The organism is Chryseobacterium sp. ZHDP1 (assembly GCF_018603435.1).
Taxonomy (GTDB): domain Bacteria; phylum Bacteroidota; class Bacteroidia; order Flavobacteriales; family Weeksellaceae; genus Chryseobacterium; species Chryseobacterium indicum.
The window spans coordinates 4,802,550-4,817,483 of record NZ_CP075682.1; the positions used below are offsets into that span (position 1 = coordinate 4,802,550).

At 36.7% G+C, this 14,934-nt stretch carries 11 protein-coding genes; 10 read left to right on the forward strand and 1 reads right to left on the reverse strand.

The window, feature by feature from the left end:
- Positions 1 to 69: 69 nt before the first annotated feature.
- Positions 70 to 879 carry a DUF4197 domain-containing protein gene (locus tag KKI44_RS22145; RefSeq protein WP_214589174.1) on the reverse strand — a complete coding sequence of 270 codons (810 nt, stop codon included), beginning with the start codon at positions 877 to 879 and terminating at the stop codon, positions 70 to 72.
- Positions 880 to 984: 105 nt separating this feature from the next.
- Between KKI44_RS22145 and KKI44_RS22150 the strand changes: the two genes are divergently transcribed.
- The 10 genes from KKI44_RS22150 (at position 985) to KKI44_RS22195 (ending at position 14,462) form a co-directional block, all read left to right on the forward strand.
- Entirely contained in the window at positions 985 to 3,255 is a 2,271-nt protein-coding gene (locus KKI44_RS22150; protein WP_214589175.1) for a family 20 glycosylhydrolase, read from the forward strand.
- 16 nt (positions 3,256 to 3,271) lie between these two features.
- On the forward strand, positions 3,272 to 3,901 hold the full coding sequence (locus KKI44_RS22155) for a Crp/Fnr family transcriptional regulator (protein ID WP_029297242.1): 630 nt from the start codon (positions 3,272 to 3,274) through the stop codon (positions 3,899 to 3,901).
- Positions 3,902 to 4,362: 461 nt separating this feature from the next.
- Positions 4,363 to 5,157 carry a sulfite exporter TauE/SafE family protein gene (locus KKI44_RS22160; protein WP_214589176.1) on the forward strand — a complete coding sequence of 265 codons (795 nt, stop codon included), beginning with the start codon at positions 4,363 to 4,365 and terminating at the stop codon, positions 5,155 to 5,157.
- Positions 5,158 to 6,178: 1,021 nt separating this feature from the next.
- Entirely contained in the window at positions 6,179 to 7,591 is a 1,413-nt protein-coding gene (locus tag KKI44_RS22165) for an MBL fold metallo-hydrolase (RefSeq protein ID WP_214589177.1), read from the forward strand.
- 215 nt (positions 7,592 to 7,806) lie between these two features.
- On the forward strand, positions 7,807 to 8,370 hold the full coding sequence (locus KKI44_RS22170) for a YeeE/YedE family protein (protein ID WP_214589178.1): 564 nt from the start codon (positions 7,807 to 7,809) through the stop codon (positions 8,368 to 8,370).
- 9 nt (positions 8,371 to 8,379) lie between these two features.
- Positions 8,380 to 8,862 carry a DUF6691 family protein gene (locus KKI44_RS22175; protein WP_214589179.1) on the forward strand — a complete coding sequence of 161 codons (483 nt, stop codon included), beginning with the start codon at positions 8,380 to 8,382 and terminating at the stop codon, positions 8,860 to 8,862.
- A gap of 96 nt (positions 8,863 to 8,958) precedes the next feature.
- Positions 8,959 to 9,954 (forward strand): isoaspartyl peptidase/L-asparaginase family protein, encoded by a 996-nt coding sequence (locus tag KKI44_RS22180; protein ID WP_214589180.1) that lies wholly within the window; start codon positions 8,959 to 8,961, stop codon positions 9,952 to 9,954.
- Positions 9,955 to 10,038: 84 nt separating this feature from the next.
- A complete protein-coding gene (locus KKI44_RS22185; protein WP_214589181.1) occupies positions 10,039 to 10,701 on the forward strand; it encodes a copper homeostasis protein CutC in 663 nt (220 codons plus the stop codon).
- Positions 10,702 to 10,848: 147 nt separating this feature from the next.
- Positions 10,849 to 13,332 (forward strand): beta-mannosidase, encoded by a 2,484-nt coding sequence (locus tag KKI44_RS22190; protein ID WP_214589182.1) that lies wholly within the window; start codon positions 10,849 to 10,851, stop codon positions 13,330 to 13,332.
- A 215-nt stretch (positions 13,333 to 13,547) separates the two neighbouring features.
- Positions 13,548 to 14,462: an AEC family transporter gene (locus KKI44_RS22195; RefSeq protein ID WP_214589183.1), complete on the forward strand. Its 915-nt coding sequence runs from the start codon at positions 13,548 to 13,550 to the stop codon at positions 14,460 to 14,462.
- Positions 14,463 to 14,934: the final 472 nt, after the last annotated feature.

The window sequence follows — 14,934 nt, forward strand, 5'->3', positions numbered from 1 at the left end:
AGAAAATCAATAAATTATCATGAATTAATCCCTTCAAAACCGGATATTTTGAAGGGATTAGATTTTAAATTATTTACCGTCCTGCGCTCCGAAAACCTTCTGTAAAATACTTGTGGTTCTCATGGCAGGCGTATTTCGGATTCCACTTTCTTTTTCTGCTACCATTTTGAAAACTCCGTTGATGGTTTCTGTGGTTACATATTCATTAAGATCCGTGGTTACAGCCTGTCCGGTAAAAGTATTGTATTTGGAAATAATATTGCTCCAGACCTTATCGGCTCCCACTTTTCCCAGTGAAGCTTTCACTTTTGGCTGAAACGCTGTAAATAATTGCGATTGAGTTTTAGTCTGTAAATAGTTTGTCGCTGCATTATTACTTCCCAGCAAAATATTTTTAGCATCCGTAATCGTCATTGAAGTAATCGCTTTCGTAAAGATAGGAGCGGCTTCCACTACAGCATCTTCTGCAGCTCTGTTCAGTAATTTCACTCCTTGGTCTGCAAGACTTCCCAGCCCGATAGAACGTAAAGTCGCGTCAATTTTTCTCAGTTTTTCCGGCATTAAGATTTTTACCGCTTCATTTTTTAGAAAACCGTCTGTAACGCCCAATTTTTTTACTCCTTCATTTACACCTAAGCTCAAAGCTTCCTTTAATCCCGAAGAAATCTGTGTGGAAGTGAGACTTCCGAGATTGATTGGAGATGTGGTCGTGGTTGTTTTTGGCGTGGTTGCCGTTCCGTTGGTTTGAGCGGGAACTTTTGGATTGTTAAGATCAATTCCTGTCTGATCTTTTACCGTTGATTTTATGACATCTAAAATCTGTGCCTGTGCGGAAACTGAAAATAAAAGTCCGCCCACCAATAAAAATGTTTTTCTCATCATTTATTTTTTTGCAAAATTAGATGTTTTTCTTATTTAATAAGTTAAATTACGTTTAAAAATTTTCAGAAAATAAGTATATTCGCTTAATCTTAAACTCACAAAATGCAGCGTTTTTTACTGGTACTTTCTGTGCTTTTTTCAAGTCTTTTTTTTACTCAAACCAGATTAAATTTAATTCCCTATCCGCAAAAGGTTGAATTAAAAACAGGGAATTTCGAGGTAAGCGGGAATACACTTTTCGTGGGAGACAAAAAATCGAATGAATACAAATATTTTATGGATAATTTTAAAAAAATCTATCCAAAAAATTCATCTCAAAACATAAAAAAAACAAAGCCAAATTTTATTTCGCTACTGTTAAATAAAGATTTGAAAATTGATAATAAACGAGAGTTTAATTCAAATTATATTATAAATATCAGCAACGAAATGATTATGGTTGTTGGGAAGAACCCTGAAGGTCTTTTTCAAGGCATCCAAACTCTTTTACAATTAATAAAAACGTCAGAAGACGGAAAAATTCCTGCTCTCGAAATCCGGGATTCCCCAAAATTTCAATGGAGAGGAATGCATTTGGACGTTTCCAGACATTTTTTCACCGTTGAAGAAGTAAAACAGTACATTGATTATCTTGCCATGTACAAACTCAATACTTTTCACTGGCATTTAACCGACGATCAGGGTTGGAGAATTGAGATCAAAAAATATCCGAAATTAACGCAGATCGGTTCAAAACGTAAGGAATCGATGATTGGAGCGTATGTTGACAATACCTTCGACGGAAAACCTTACGGACCGTATTTTTATACACAGGAACAGATTAAAGAAGTGGTAAAATACGCTCAGGAAAGACATGTTACCATAGTTCCCGAAATTGAAATGCCGGGTCACGCTTTAGCTGCATTGTCCGCTTATCCTGATTTAGCCTGTACAAAAGGATCTTTCGAACCGGCAACGAAATGGGGCGTTTTTGATGATGTTTTCTGCCCGAAAGATGAAACATTTAAATTTTTAGAAAACGTTTTAGATGAGGTAATCGCACTTTTTCCTTCACAATACATCCATATCGGAGGCGACGAATGCCCGAAAACAAGATGGAAAGAATGCGCACATTGTCAGGAATTAATCAAAAAAAATAACCTGAAAGATGAACATGGTCTGCAAAGCTATTTTATCCGAAGAATTGAAAAATATGTAAATTCAAAAGGCAGAAAAATTATCGGCTGGGACGAAATTCTGGAAGGTGGACTGGCTCCGAATGCTGTTGTAATGAGCTGGACAGGAATAAAAGGCGGGGTAGAAGCTGCAAAATCCGGTCATTTTGCCGTTATGACGCCCGGTTCTTACTGTTATTTCGATCATTATCAGGGAGATCCCGCAACAGAGCCGAACGCTTTCGGAGGATTTACGCCTTTGGATAAAGTCTATTCTTATAATCCGATTCCCGAAGAACTGAATGCTGAACAGGCAAAATACATTTTAGGAGTTCAGGCAAATTTATGGACGGAATATATTCTGGATTTCAAACAGGTTCAGTATATGATTTTCCCGAGATTACTGGCGCTTTCGGAAGTGGGATGGGGAACTGCTGATCCTAAAAATTACAAGGAATTTGAAGGAAGAGTAATTAATGAATTCAGAAATCTGGATAAAATGGCGGTGAATTATGCGAAAAGCATTTACAATGTTTCAGGGAAAGTAATTTCTTCTGAAAATGGAGTAGCTTACGAACTTTCAACCTCTCAGAATCCTGATGGAATACGATATACAGTGGATGGAGCAGATCCTTCTGCCAATTCTCAAAACTATAAAAATCCTGTTCAGATTTCAAAATCAATGACGGTTAAATCTGCCTATTTCGAAAATGGACAGCTTAAAAGCTCTGTATCTTCCCAAAGTTTCACCATATCCAAAACAACCGGAAAAAAAATTACATTAGAAGAGCAGCCGAGTGAAAATTATTCTTTCGGCGGAGCTTTTACTTTAGTCGACGGAATTACTGGAAACCAAAAGCAATTGGGAAAAACATGGCTCGGTTTTAATGGAAAAGATGTGGTCGCAACCATTGATTTCGGACAGAAAACGCAGTTCTCAGAAGTTTATTTCAATACACTGGATAATAAAGGAAGCTGGATTCATTTTGCAAAATCGGCTCAGATTTTCGTGTCAGACAACGGCTCAGATTTTAAGTTAATCAAAGAAGTCGGAAAAGAAGAAATCCTTTCAGCAAAAGGAGAAATTAAAGTGAATGTAGGAAGCCAGAATTCAAAATACATTAAGGTTAAAATAGAAAATGCAGGCATTATTCCTGCGGGAAATCCGGGCGCGGATTCTAAAGCTTGGCTTTTTGTTGACGAAATTGGCGTAAATTAGCCTTAGAAATTTAATTATGCAAGATTCGGTTCTTTCCTCAGAATTTACTACTTCGCCGGAACTGGTAGAAAAGCTTTACAGATACGGAGTTACAAAAACCTATCAGGAAGGCGATATTATTCTCGATGAAAATTCGTCCATCCGTTCTATTCCGATTGTGATGAAAGGGATGATGAAGGTGATCCGTACCGAAGAAGACGGGAGAGAAATTCTTCTGTACTACATCAAAGCCGGAGAAAGCTGCATCATGTCTTTTCTGGGCGGAATGCACAACGAAAAAAGCATCGTAAAAGCGGAAGTAGAAGAAGATACCGAAATCCTGTTTCTGCCTGTTGACAAGGTTTCATTGTTTATTAAAGAATATCCGGAATGGCTCGATTATATTTTCAGGCTCTATCATAAACGTTTTGAAGAACTCTTGGATATCATCAATGCGATCGCTTTCAAAAAAGTAGATGAAAGACTGCTGAATCTTCTTCACAAAAAATCCGAAATTCTGAATTCCAAAACCATCGTAATCACCCACGAACAGCTTGCTAACGAACTTGGAACAGCCAGAGTCGTCGTTTCCCGACTCCTGAAACAGCTTGAAGACTCCGGAAAGCTGCAGCTCGGACGAAATAAAATTACAATTTTGGAAGATTAGCGAGTCTCTTTGCGATCTTATCTAATTGAATAGTTTATGCTGAGCTTGTCGAAGTAGCTTCGCAAACTTAAAAAAGGATAGTAGTAAAAAAAATCTTAGCGAACTTCGCAATCAAAAAAATATTAAGATGTTTTAATCCGTCGAAACTAAATATTTCATCACGATAAAAGTAATCTTAAATGTTTACAAAGATTCTATATTACTTTCCTAAATCTCTCTTAGCAATCTTATCTAAGTAAATAGTTTATGCTGAGCTTGTCGAAGTAGCTTTGCGAACTTAAAAAGGATAGTATTAAAAAAAATCTTAGCGAACTTCGCGATCAAAAAAAATATTAATATCCTTTCAACATAACAACTAAAGTAAAAATTTTCGCAAACTTAGCATTAAAAAGCCGTTCTGTAACAAAAGTAGCGGTACACCTTTCCAAATATCTTCAATTTTGCATCATAAAGTTGAAAACATGGAAATTTTTGGATATCTCGCTTCTGTTTTAATAGGAATTTCGTTAGGGTTAATCGGTGGCGGCGGAAGCATTCTTACCGTTCCCGTTTTGGTTTACCTTTTCGGATTAGACGCTTTTCTGGCAACAGAATATTCCCTTTTTATTGTCGGGATCAGCAGTGTGGTCGGTTCAGTTTCCTATTTTAAAAAAGGCTTGGTGAATTTTAAAACAGCACTTGTTTTCGGCATTCCGTCCATTATTTCCATTTTTCTGACGCGAAATTATATTGTACCCTTAATTCCCGATGAAGTTTTTACAGTCAGCAACTTTGTGGTAACCAAAGATATTCTGTTGCTTTTAATTTTTGCAGGATTAATGATTTTGGCTTCCTACAAAATGATTCAGAAAACTACAGATTGTGTTACCAAGACATCAGATTTACAGAAAAACAATACCCTTTTAGCAGCAGGAGAAGGATCTGTTGTTGGGGTTCTGACAGGTTTGGTAGGTGCAGGAGGCGGATTTATGATCATTCCCGCACTCGTTAATCTGCTTAAAACTCCAATGAAAGTAGCCATCGGAACTTCACTGGTAATCATTTCGCTCAATTCGCTTATCGGATTTTTCTCATCAATGGATGCTGTGAAAATCGATTGGAAATTATTAGCCACCATTTCATCAATTGCAATTGTCGGCATCATCATCGGTTCGCAGTTGTCCAAAAAAATCGACGGGAAAAAACTCAAACCTGCATTCGGATGGTTCATTCTTGTGATGGGAATGTACATCATCATTAAAGAACTTTTTTTATAGTTTTTTTATTAGGGCATCTGTTTCCGCCAGTAGTTTATCCTGAGTTTATCGAAGGGCTCCCAATCTTTTTGTTTTGTAAAAAACAAAAAGAGCTCCACTCAGGTCGGACTGCGAAAGATTCGGGAGAAAAAAACATCAAAGTTTTAAATCTATAGAGCAAAATACCATGAAATCCAATCTCTTATAAACGTTAGCATCATTATGATATTCAAAAAAGTATAATAGTTAAAAAATCTTTGGGGACAAAGTATTTTAACGTGAGTTTGATGTAAAATAGTGCAAAAGTATCAATAGGAATGGGCTTTAGCCCATTTTAATAATCAAGAAAACAATAGGCTTTAGCCAAAACTTGTACTCAATTTCGATTAAAGCTAATTTTAATTAAAACAACATGAAATCCAATCTCTTATAAGCGTTAGCATCATGGTGATATTCAAAAAAGCATAGTAGTTAAAAAATCTTTGGGTACATAGTATTTTACGTGAGTTTGATATAAAAACAGTGCAAAACTATCAATAGGGATGGGCTTCAGCCCATTTTGATAATCAAGAAAACAATAAGCTTTAGCCAAAACTTGTACTAAATTTCTATTAAAGTTAATTTTAATGCATTGAAATTCAATTTTTTATAAGCGTTAGTGGCTTTGTGACACTCAAAAAAGCATAGTAGTTAAAAAATCTTTGGGGATATAGTGTCTTAACGTGAGTTTGATCTAAAAACAGTACAAAAGTATCAATAGGAATGGGCTTCAGCCCATTTTAATAATCAAGAAAACAATAGGCTTTAGCCAAAACTTATAATAAATTTCGTGTAAAGCTAATTTTAATTAAAATACCATGAAATCCAATCTCTTATAAGCTTTAGCGGCTTTGTGAAGCTAAAAAAATATGTATTTAAAAAAAACTCTGTGGTCTTTGTGTTCAAAAAATAAAACCCTTCTGTAACAAAAGTAGCGGTACAGAAAATCCCAAACTCGGAAATTTGTATCAGAAAAAATAAGTAAAATTTAAAATCATAAAAAATGAAAATAGAACAGATTTATACAGGATGTCTTGCACAGGGAGCTTATTATATTGTTTCCAACGGTGAAGCGGTAATTATAGACCCGCTAAGAGAAACCCAGCCTTATATTGAGCGTCTTAAAAAAGATAACGTTACGCTGAAATACATTTTTGAAACCCACTTTCACGCGGATTTTGTAAGCGGACATTTAGATTTAAGTAAAAAAACGAATGCACCGATTGTGTACGGTCCCACAGCAAAACCTGAATTTGAAGCCATTATTGCAGAAGATAATCAGACCTTTCAGGTAGGAAGTATCACCATAAAAGTTCTTCATACACCCGGTCATACCATGGAAAGCTCATCTTTTCTTCTGATGGACGAAAACGGAAAAGAAACAGCTCTTTTTAGCGGAGATACCTTGTTTTTAGGCGATGTAGGCCGTCCAGATCTGGCGCAGAAAGCAGCAAACATGACGCAGGAAGAATTGGCTGGTTTGCTTTATGAAAGTCTTTACAGCAAAATTTTACCTTTGAATGACGATATTACCGTTTATCCGGCACACGGAGCAGGTTCTGCGTGCGGAAAAAATATGCAGAAAGAAACGGTAGATTCTCTGGGAAATCAGAAGAAAACCAATTACGCCTTGAATCAGAGAGATAAACAAAGTTTCATCAAAGAGGTTACAGACGGACTTCTTCCGCCTCCGGCTTATTTTGGAATGAATGTGGCGATGAATAAAAAAGGCTACGACAGTTTCGATGAAGTCTTGTCTAAAGGTTTACAGGCTCTTTCTCCGGATGAATTTGAAGAAATGGCAGAACATTCAGGTGCTTTGATTTTGGATGTACGGAATAACGAAGACTTCGCAAAAGGATTTGTTCCGCAATCCATTAATATCGGACTGAATGGCGATTTTGCACCTTGGGTCGGAGCTTTGATTGTAGATGTAAAACAGCCGATTCTGCTTATTACCAACGAAAATGAAGAGGAAGAAACCGTGACCCGATTAAGCCGTGTAGGATTTGACAATGTTCTCGGATTTTTAAAAGGCAGTTTCAACGCATGGAAAGACAGCGGTAAAGAAACAGATTCTGTCAACAGAATTTCAGCGCAGCAATTTGAACAGGAAATTAAAGAAAAAGATGCGAAAATTATTGATGTCCGAAAAGAAAGTGAATACAATGCAGAACATATAGATGAAGCATTCAACAAACCTTTGGCATACATCAACGAATGGATCAGTTCAATCGATCCGGCAGAACATTTCTATCTTCACTGTGCAGGAGGTTACAGAAGTATGATGGCTGCAAGTATTCTTCAGGCAAGAGGCTACCGCAATTTTAGTGAAATTGAAGGCGGGTTCAGCGCAATTTCTCAAACAGACATTCCGGTAAGTGATTTTGTTTGCCAGAGTAAAATTTTAAAATAGATTTAACAAAGAAAGAGACAAAAGATCTTTGGAGATCCAAAATCAGGCAGAATAAAAATCAACAGAGTTATTTTGAAAAGAAAACTTAGCGTTCCTGGCGTTTAGATCCAAAAATAGGTCAATTTCTGCTGAAGTCGATTTTATTTGCAATCTTTACATCAAACTCACGTTAAAATCATTAATCAGAATAAAAACAGTTTTAATACAAATACTTAATGTTAGAAATCATAAAAGAACCTTGGCCGTGGTACGTTGCAGGACCGTTAATCGGGCTTACTGTTCCTGCTTTGCTGATTTTGGGAAATAAATCTTTCGGGATCAGCTCATCACTCAGACATATTTGTGCAGCCTGTATTCCTGCGAATATCGGCTTCTTTAAATACGACTGGAAAAAAGAACTATGGAATTTATTCTTCGTGTTCGGAATTTTTTTAGGCGGAATGATTGCCGCCCAATTTTTAATGAATTCACAAGAAATTACCGTTAACCAGAATCTAAAAGCAGAATTAACAACCTACGGAATTACAGATTACAGCAATCTCGTTCCGACCCAACTCATGAATTTTACCAGTCTTTTTACTATAAGAGGATTTATTATGATGGTTGTCGGCGGCTTTTTGGTAGGTTTCGGAACGCGTTATGCGGGAGGATGTACCAGCGGACACGCCATCATGGGACTTTCCAACCTTCAGGGCGCTTCCTTAATTGCAACAATCTGCTTTATGGTAGGCGGTTTTTTAATGGCAAACATCATTCTGCCCATTATTCTTTCACTTTAAAATTTAAAAATGAAACAGGAAAAAGAGATAAGACATCAGGACAGTATTTGTACCAACGAAAGTCAACTTAGGCACAAATGGTACCACAATTTAAAATATATGATCGTTGGAATATTATTCGGGATCATCTTTGTAAAAGCAGAAATTATAAGCTGGTTCAGAATTCAGGAAATGTTCCGGTTACAGTCTTTTCACATGTACGGCGTTATCGGAAGTGCCGTTTTAACGGGAATGATTGCCGTATTGATCATTAAAAAATTTAATATCAAAACTATTTATGGCGAAAAAATTTCCATTGCTCCAAAGAAATTTAATAAAGGGCAAATTTATGGCGGACTGATCTTCGGATTTGGCTGGGCAATTACAGGAGCCTGCCCAGGACCGCTTTTCGCACAGATCGGAACCGGAGCTTTTGCGGTAGCTATCACTTTGCTGAGTGCTATTTTCGGGACTTGGATGTATGGATATTTCAGGGAAAAATTACCTCATTAATTTCAATAAAATCATTTGAGCGGTAGAAAATCTACCGCTTTTTTTATTTCATCTTCATGCGAAAAATCCTTAATTTGGAGCCAAATAAATCTGAGTATGCAAAGTAGAAGAAAGTTTCTGAAAAAATCTGCCGTCGCTTCACTGGCTTTAGCGGTAAATCCGTTGGATCTGTTAGCTAAAAATCAGCCTGAAAATAACAAGACAATCATTAATAAACCGATCGTTCTTTCCACATGGAATTTCGGTTTAAAAGCCAATGAAGAAGCCTGGACGATTCTCGGAAAAGGAGGAAGAGCTTTGGATGCAGTGGAAAAAGGAGTCCGCCTTGTGGAAAATGATCCGGCAGAGAGAAGTGTAGGTTACGGCGGTCGTCCCGACAGAGACGGAAGAGTGACTTTAGATGCCTGTATTATGGACGAAAATTACAACATCGGGTCTGTTGCCTGTCTGGAAAATATTAAAAATCCGATTTCTGTAGCAAGAGCTGTGATGGAAAAAACACCTCACGTAATGCTGGTTGGAGATGGAGCTTTGCAGTTTGCCATTTCGCAGGGATTTAAAAAAGAAAATATTCTCACTCCCGAATCCGAAAAAGAATGGAAAGAATGGCTGAAAGACAGCAAATATCAGCCGATCGTCAATATCGAAAATCACGATACAATCGGAATGATCGCTCTGGATACAAACGGAAATCTTTCCGGAGCCTGTACAACAAGCGGAATGGCTTTCAAAATGCACGGAAGAGTAGGAGATTCACCGATTATAGGGGCGGGTTTGTTTGTTGATAATGAGGTAGGTGCAGCAACAGCAACCGGTCATGGTGAAGAAGTGATCCGAACCGTAGGAACGCATTTGGTGGTAGAATTAATGAGACAGGGAAGAACGCCGCAACAGGCTTGTAAAGAAGCGGTTGAAAGAATTGTAAAAATTACACAGCGTAGAAATAAAAATCTGAAGGATATTCAGGTGGGTTTTATTGCCCTTAATAAAAAAGGGGAATATGGCTCCTACTGCATTCAGGATGGGTTTAATTTTGCAGTGTACGATCAGAAAGGAAACCGTCTGGAAAAACCCGGTTTTGCATTAAAATAGATGTAGTCATCAATAGGAACGGGCTTTAGCCCGTCTTTCAAAATAAAAAATCCATTGGCTTTAGCCAAAACTTAAATTAAAAAAATGTCAAAAATAGAAATAGCATGTTTCAATCCGGAATCTGCAATCATTGCTTTTGAAAACGGTGCAGACCGAATAGAATTGTGCGACGGATTAAGCGAAGGAGGAACCACACCTGATTTTGAAACCGTAAAACAACTTAGAGAAAAAATCAATATTCCGATCTTTGTGATGGTTCGTCCTCGTGGTGGAGATTTCACGTACACTGATGAAGAATTTGAGCAGATGAAATCAGATCTGGTTCAATTAAAATCTTTAAACGTAGACGGTTTCGTGTTCGGAATTCTGGATGAAAATAATGAAGTGAATATTGAACAGAATAAAACTTTGGTAGAACTGGCAAAACCTCTTCCATGTACGTTTCACCGTGCCTTCGACCGTGCGAAAGATTTAGAAAAATCATTGGAAAAAGTCATTGAATGCGGCTTTACAACCATCCTTACTTCCGGACAGAAACCCAATGTTTCGGAAGGAAAGGAAAATATTAGAAAATTAGTAGAGTTATCCAATGGCAGAATAGAAATTCTTGTCGGTAGCGGACTTCGCTCATCCAATATCGAAGAAATCAGGGGATTTACCAAAGCCGGATATTTTCATTCTTCAGCAATTACGGACGGCGGAGCTTTTGCGAATGCTGAAGAGATTGTTGCTTTGAAGAATAAATAATAATATGAAATTTTAACTAAAAAATATACGCCAAGTTTGTCATTCTGAATGAAACGAAGTGAAGTGAAGAATCTAAATATAAATGCTGAGATTCTTCCTTCGTCAGAATGACAAAACGTTTGAATTTTACTAATAATCAATCTCTTAATGAAAAAATCCATACTTTTTACTTTCCTTTTCATACAAATCTTTACCAATGCACAAACTTCAGAGCGCAATTTATCCTCTGAAAAATGGAAATTCAAAAATGCCAAAGAGAATAATTGGTTGACTGCTTCTGTTCCGGGAACTGTTCATCTGGATTTGATGAATAACAAAATTATACCCGATCCGTATAAGGATGAAAACGAAAAAAAAGTACAATGGATAGAAAATGAAGACTGGGATTATCAGACGTCATTTAACATTTCTTCAAAGGATTTAGAAAATCAAAATATTGAATTGATTTTTAATGGATTGGATACGTTTTCTGAAATTTATTTAAATGGAAAATTGATTGAATCGACAGATAATATGTTCAGAAAATGGACAATTCCGGTTAAACAAAGTTTAAAAAAAGGTGAGAATGTTTTACAGGTAAAATTCAGGTCTGCGGTAAATGTCGGAAAAGAATTAGCCCAAAAAGTTCCTTTCATCATGCCGGAATCTCCGAGAAGTTTTGTGAGAAAAGCGCAATATCAGTTCGGTTGGGATTGGGGACCGAGATTAGTAACGGCAGGAATCTGGAAAGACGTTAAGTTGAATTTCTGGAATGCTGCAAGACTTGATCATGTAAAAATCGAACAAAAAAATTTAACAAAGCAAAAAGCGGATTTAAACATTCAGGCTGAAATTTTTACTGAAAAAGAAGGAAAATACACTTTTTCAATTAACGGAAAATCTCAAAATATTTCTTTAAAATCCGGATTGAATTTAATTTCAATTCCTTATCAGATTCAAAATCCGAAATTATGGCAGCCTAACGGTTGGGGAAATCCGAACTTATACGATATCAAAGTTTCTTTGCAAAAAGATTCAAAAATGATTGCTGAAAAATCTGAAAAAATCGGACTGAGAACAGTTGAATTAATTCAGGAAAAAGATGAAAAAGGAAAATCATTTTACTTCAAAGTGAACGGAAAACCAATGTATACCAAAGGAACCAATTGGATTCCGGGCGATAGTTTTTCTCCGAGAATGACCAAAGAAAAATATCAGCAGTTGATTAAAGCCTGTAAGGATGCGAATATGAATATGATCCGCGTTTGGGGAGGCGGAATTTATGAAGATGACGAATTCTACAAAGCCTGCGACGAAAATGGAATTTTGGTGTGGCAGGATTTTATGTTTGCAGGAAGTTTTTATCCGTCCGATGAAAACTTTCAGAAAAATGTAGAATTGGAAGTGAAAGACCAGATCGAAAGGATTCAGAATCATCCTTCTTTGGCTTTGTGGTGCGGAAATAACGAAATCGATGAAGCGATTGTCAATTGGGGGTATCAGAAACAATTCAAATATTCAAAAGAAGATTCGCTGCAGGTTTGGAAAGATTACAAGAAAATTTTTCATGAAGTAATTCCCAATGCCATTCAAAAATATGCGTCTTCGGATAAGCAAATCTATTGGGAAAGCTCACCGTCCATCGGATGGGGGCATAAAGAAAGCCTTACGGAAGGCGATTCCCATTATTGGGGCGTTTGGTGGGGAGAACAGACGTTTGAAATATGCAATGAAAAAGTTCCGCGTTTTGCTTCGGAATATGGTTTTCAGGGAATGCCGACATTGGAAACTACAAAATCTATGTTTTCGGGAAATCCTGATTTAAGCTTACAAAATGGAACCATAAAAGCTCATGAAAAACATTCCAGAGGCTGGGAAATTATTGAAAATTACATGAAGCGTGATTATAAAGTTCCGACAGATTTTGTGAAGTATAATTATGTTTCGCAGTTGCTTCAGGCTCGTGGAATGCAGATTGCCATTGAAGCACACCGCAGAGCAAAACCTTATAATATGGGAACTTTATACTGGCAACTGAACGATTGTTGGCCTGTTGTTTCGTGGTCTTCCATAGATTATTCAGGAAACTGGAAAGCATTGCATTATCAGGTGAAAAGGAGCTTTGAAAATCAGGTGATTTTAATGGCAGAAAAAGAAGGAATACTTACTTTTTATGCCATTAATGATCAGACACGAAAATTTGATGATGTTTTTGTGGAAATAGAGATCGTTAATTTTCAAGGGAAAGTTTTAGACGAAATAACAACAGTTCCCAATGGAAAAACACTGGAAGAAATTGTACCATTCGATCCGATCGAAATTCAAAATCTGGTTTCTGATTCCAATAGAAATGAAACGTTTTTAAAATTGACTTTAAAAGATACCAACGGAAAGATAATTGCCGAAAGCAACTATTTCTTCGCAAAGCCCAAAGATTTAAAATTAACAAAACCTGCACTTAAAATCAGGAAAATATCTGCCACTGAAATTGAAATTTCTACAGATGTTTTGGCAAAAGACGTTTATCTGATGGGAGATACCCATTTCAGCGATAATTTTTTCGATCTTCTTCCAAAAACAGCCAAAAGAATTATCCTTTCAAAACCATTGGAGAAAATAGAGGTAATGAGCTTGTTTGATACAATGAATTAAATTTATATATAGTTACCATTCTAAACATATACTGAAAGTTTACGAACAAAGTTAAGAAGCGGAATGAAGAATTTATAATATTTTCGTAGAGATTCTTCCTTCGTCAGAATGACAAAAATAAAGTTTTTTGATAATGGAAAATAAGCGATTAAAAAATCTTCAGATATCTCCATTAAAAAGAAATCAACCGTAAATTTGCACAATAATTCAAAACTATGGTAAATTTTGTTCTGATTGCAGTGTGCATTATCGCGGGAATGGTTTTCAAAGCAACAAAATCCATCCATCCCGATGCACATAAAGGAATCAACACCTGGATTCTCTATCTTGCGCTTCCGGCGGTTTCATTCAAATATTTACCGAAAGTTCACTGGTCGGCAGAAATGCTGTTTCCTGTGGTGGCGACTTTTCTTACAGCGGTTTTCTGCTTTTTCTTTATGATGTTTTACAGCAAAAGTAAAGGTTATTCACGGCGTTCCCGAAGCACTCTGGAACTTGTAAGCGGCTACAGCAATACTTCGTTTATCGGTTTTCCGCTTATTTCGGCTTTTTACGGAGAAAGCTTACTGAGCATTGCCATTATCTGTGATCAGACCATGTTTTTTGCACTTTCAACATTAGGAATTATTGCGGCTTTAAAAGGCGGAAGCAAATCCGGAAAGATCAGCGCGGCATTTATTCTGAAAAGACTCATTACATTTCCACCTTTAATTGGCTGTATTGCTGCATTAGTTTTGTCTCAATTCGTCGATTTCACTTCCGCAGAACCTTTTTTCGATAAATTAGCAGCCACAGTTAGTCCTTTAGCTTTATTTTCAGTCGGATTACAACTGAAATTCAATGGCTGGAAAAAACTGATTCCCCAAATGTCCGTTTCCATGTTTTACAAACTTATTCTGGCTCCGGCAATAACGCTCGGATTAGCACTTTTACTCGGAATAAAAGGAAATATTGCCAGAATTACCATCTTCGAATCAGCAATGCCTACAGTCGTTACCTCAAGCATTATTGCGGAGCAGTACCGATTAAATACAAAACTTACCAATTTAACGATCGGCTTCAGTATTATTGCGGCGTTTTTCACTTCTGCAGTCTGGTTTTACATTATCGATTACTTCTTTAGTGGATAATGGCAACTATTGTTTTTAATGTAAAAACTATACAAAAAGATAAGTAACAATTTAGCCAAAACGTATGCTGAATTTCGGTTAAAATCAATTTTGATTAGAAATCTTTACATTGAACTAAAGCTTAACTTTCTCAAACTCTTAAACTCTTAAACTCTCAAACCCTTCAACATTTTTTTGGAGCTTTTTCCGGCTTTTCACTGTATCTTTTGGGTTACGGGCTCCGCCTTGCTCCGCCCGCAACCCAAAAGGATGCCGTTGCAATCCGGGCTAAAAAAACTCATGGCAACGAGCAACACGACGAGACAATCTCCAATTGAACAGATAGATTTTAAAAACTTTGTATGTTTCAGAGTCTTTCAAAACGAAAAAATTCCTTTTGATAATAAGCTTTAAGTATTTCATCTCATTCGCTAAGTGAAACGCCTTAGCGAACGAAAAAATATACATAATCATTTAAAGAAAATCTTAACGG

Bases quoted from the DNA above. Each gene is read 5' to 3' on its own strand.
- KKI44_RS22165 (WP_214589177.1), top strand. From the start codon at position 6,179: ATGAAAATAGAACAGATTTATACAGGATGTCTTGCACAGGGAGCTTAT.
- KKI44_RS22180 (WP_214589180.1), top strand. From the start codon at position 8,959: ATGCAAAGTAGAAGAAAGTTTCTGAAAAAATCTGCCGTCGCTTCACTG.
- KKI44_RS22170 (WP_214589178.1), top strand. From the start codon at position 7,807: ATGTTAGAAATCATAAAAGAACCTTGGCCGTGGTACGTTGCAGGACCG.
- KKI44_RS22195 (WP_214589183.1), top strand. From the start codon at position 13,548: ATGGTAAATTTTGTTCTGATTGCAGTGTGCATTATCGCGGGAATGGTT.
- KKI44_RS22155 (WP_029297242.1), top strand. From the start codon at position 3,272: ATGCAAGATTCGGTTCTTTCCTCAGAATTTACTACTTCGCCGGAACTG.
- KKI44_RS22145 (WP_214589174.1), bottom strand. From the start codon at position 879: ATGAGAAAAACATTTTTATTGGTGGGCGGACTTTTATTTTCAGTTTCC.
- KKI44_RS22190 (WP_214589182.1), top strand. From the start codon at position 10,849: ATGAAAAAATCCATACTTTTTACTTTCCTTTTCATACAAATCTTTACC.
- KKI44_RS22150 (WP_214589175.1), top strand. From the start codon at position 985: ATGCAGCGTTTTTTACTGGTACTTTCTGTGCTTTTTTCAAGTCTTTTT.
- KKI44_RS22175 (WP_214589179.1), top strand. From the start codon at position 8,380: ATGAAACAGGAAAAAGAGATAAGACATCAGGACAGTATTTGTACCAAC.
- KKI44_RS22185 (WP_214589181.1), top strand. From the start codon at position 10,039: ATGTCAAAAATAGAAATAGCATGTTTCAATCCGGAATCTGCAATCATT.
- KKI44_RS22160 (WP_214589176.1), top strand. From the start codon at position 4,363: ATGGAAATTTTTGGATATCTCGCTTCTGTTTTAATAGGAATTTCGTTA.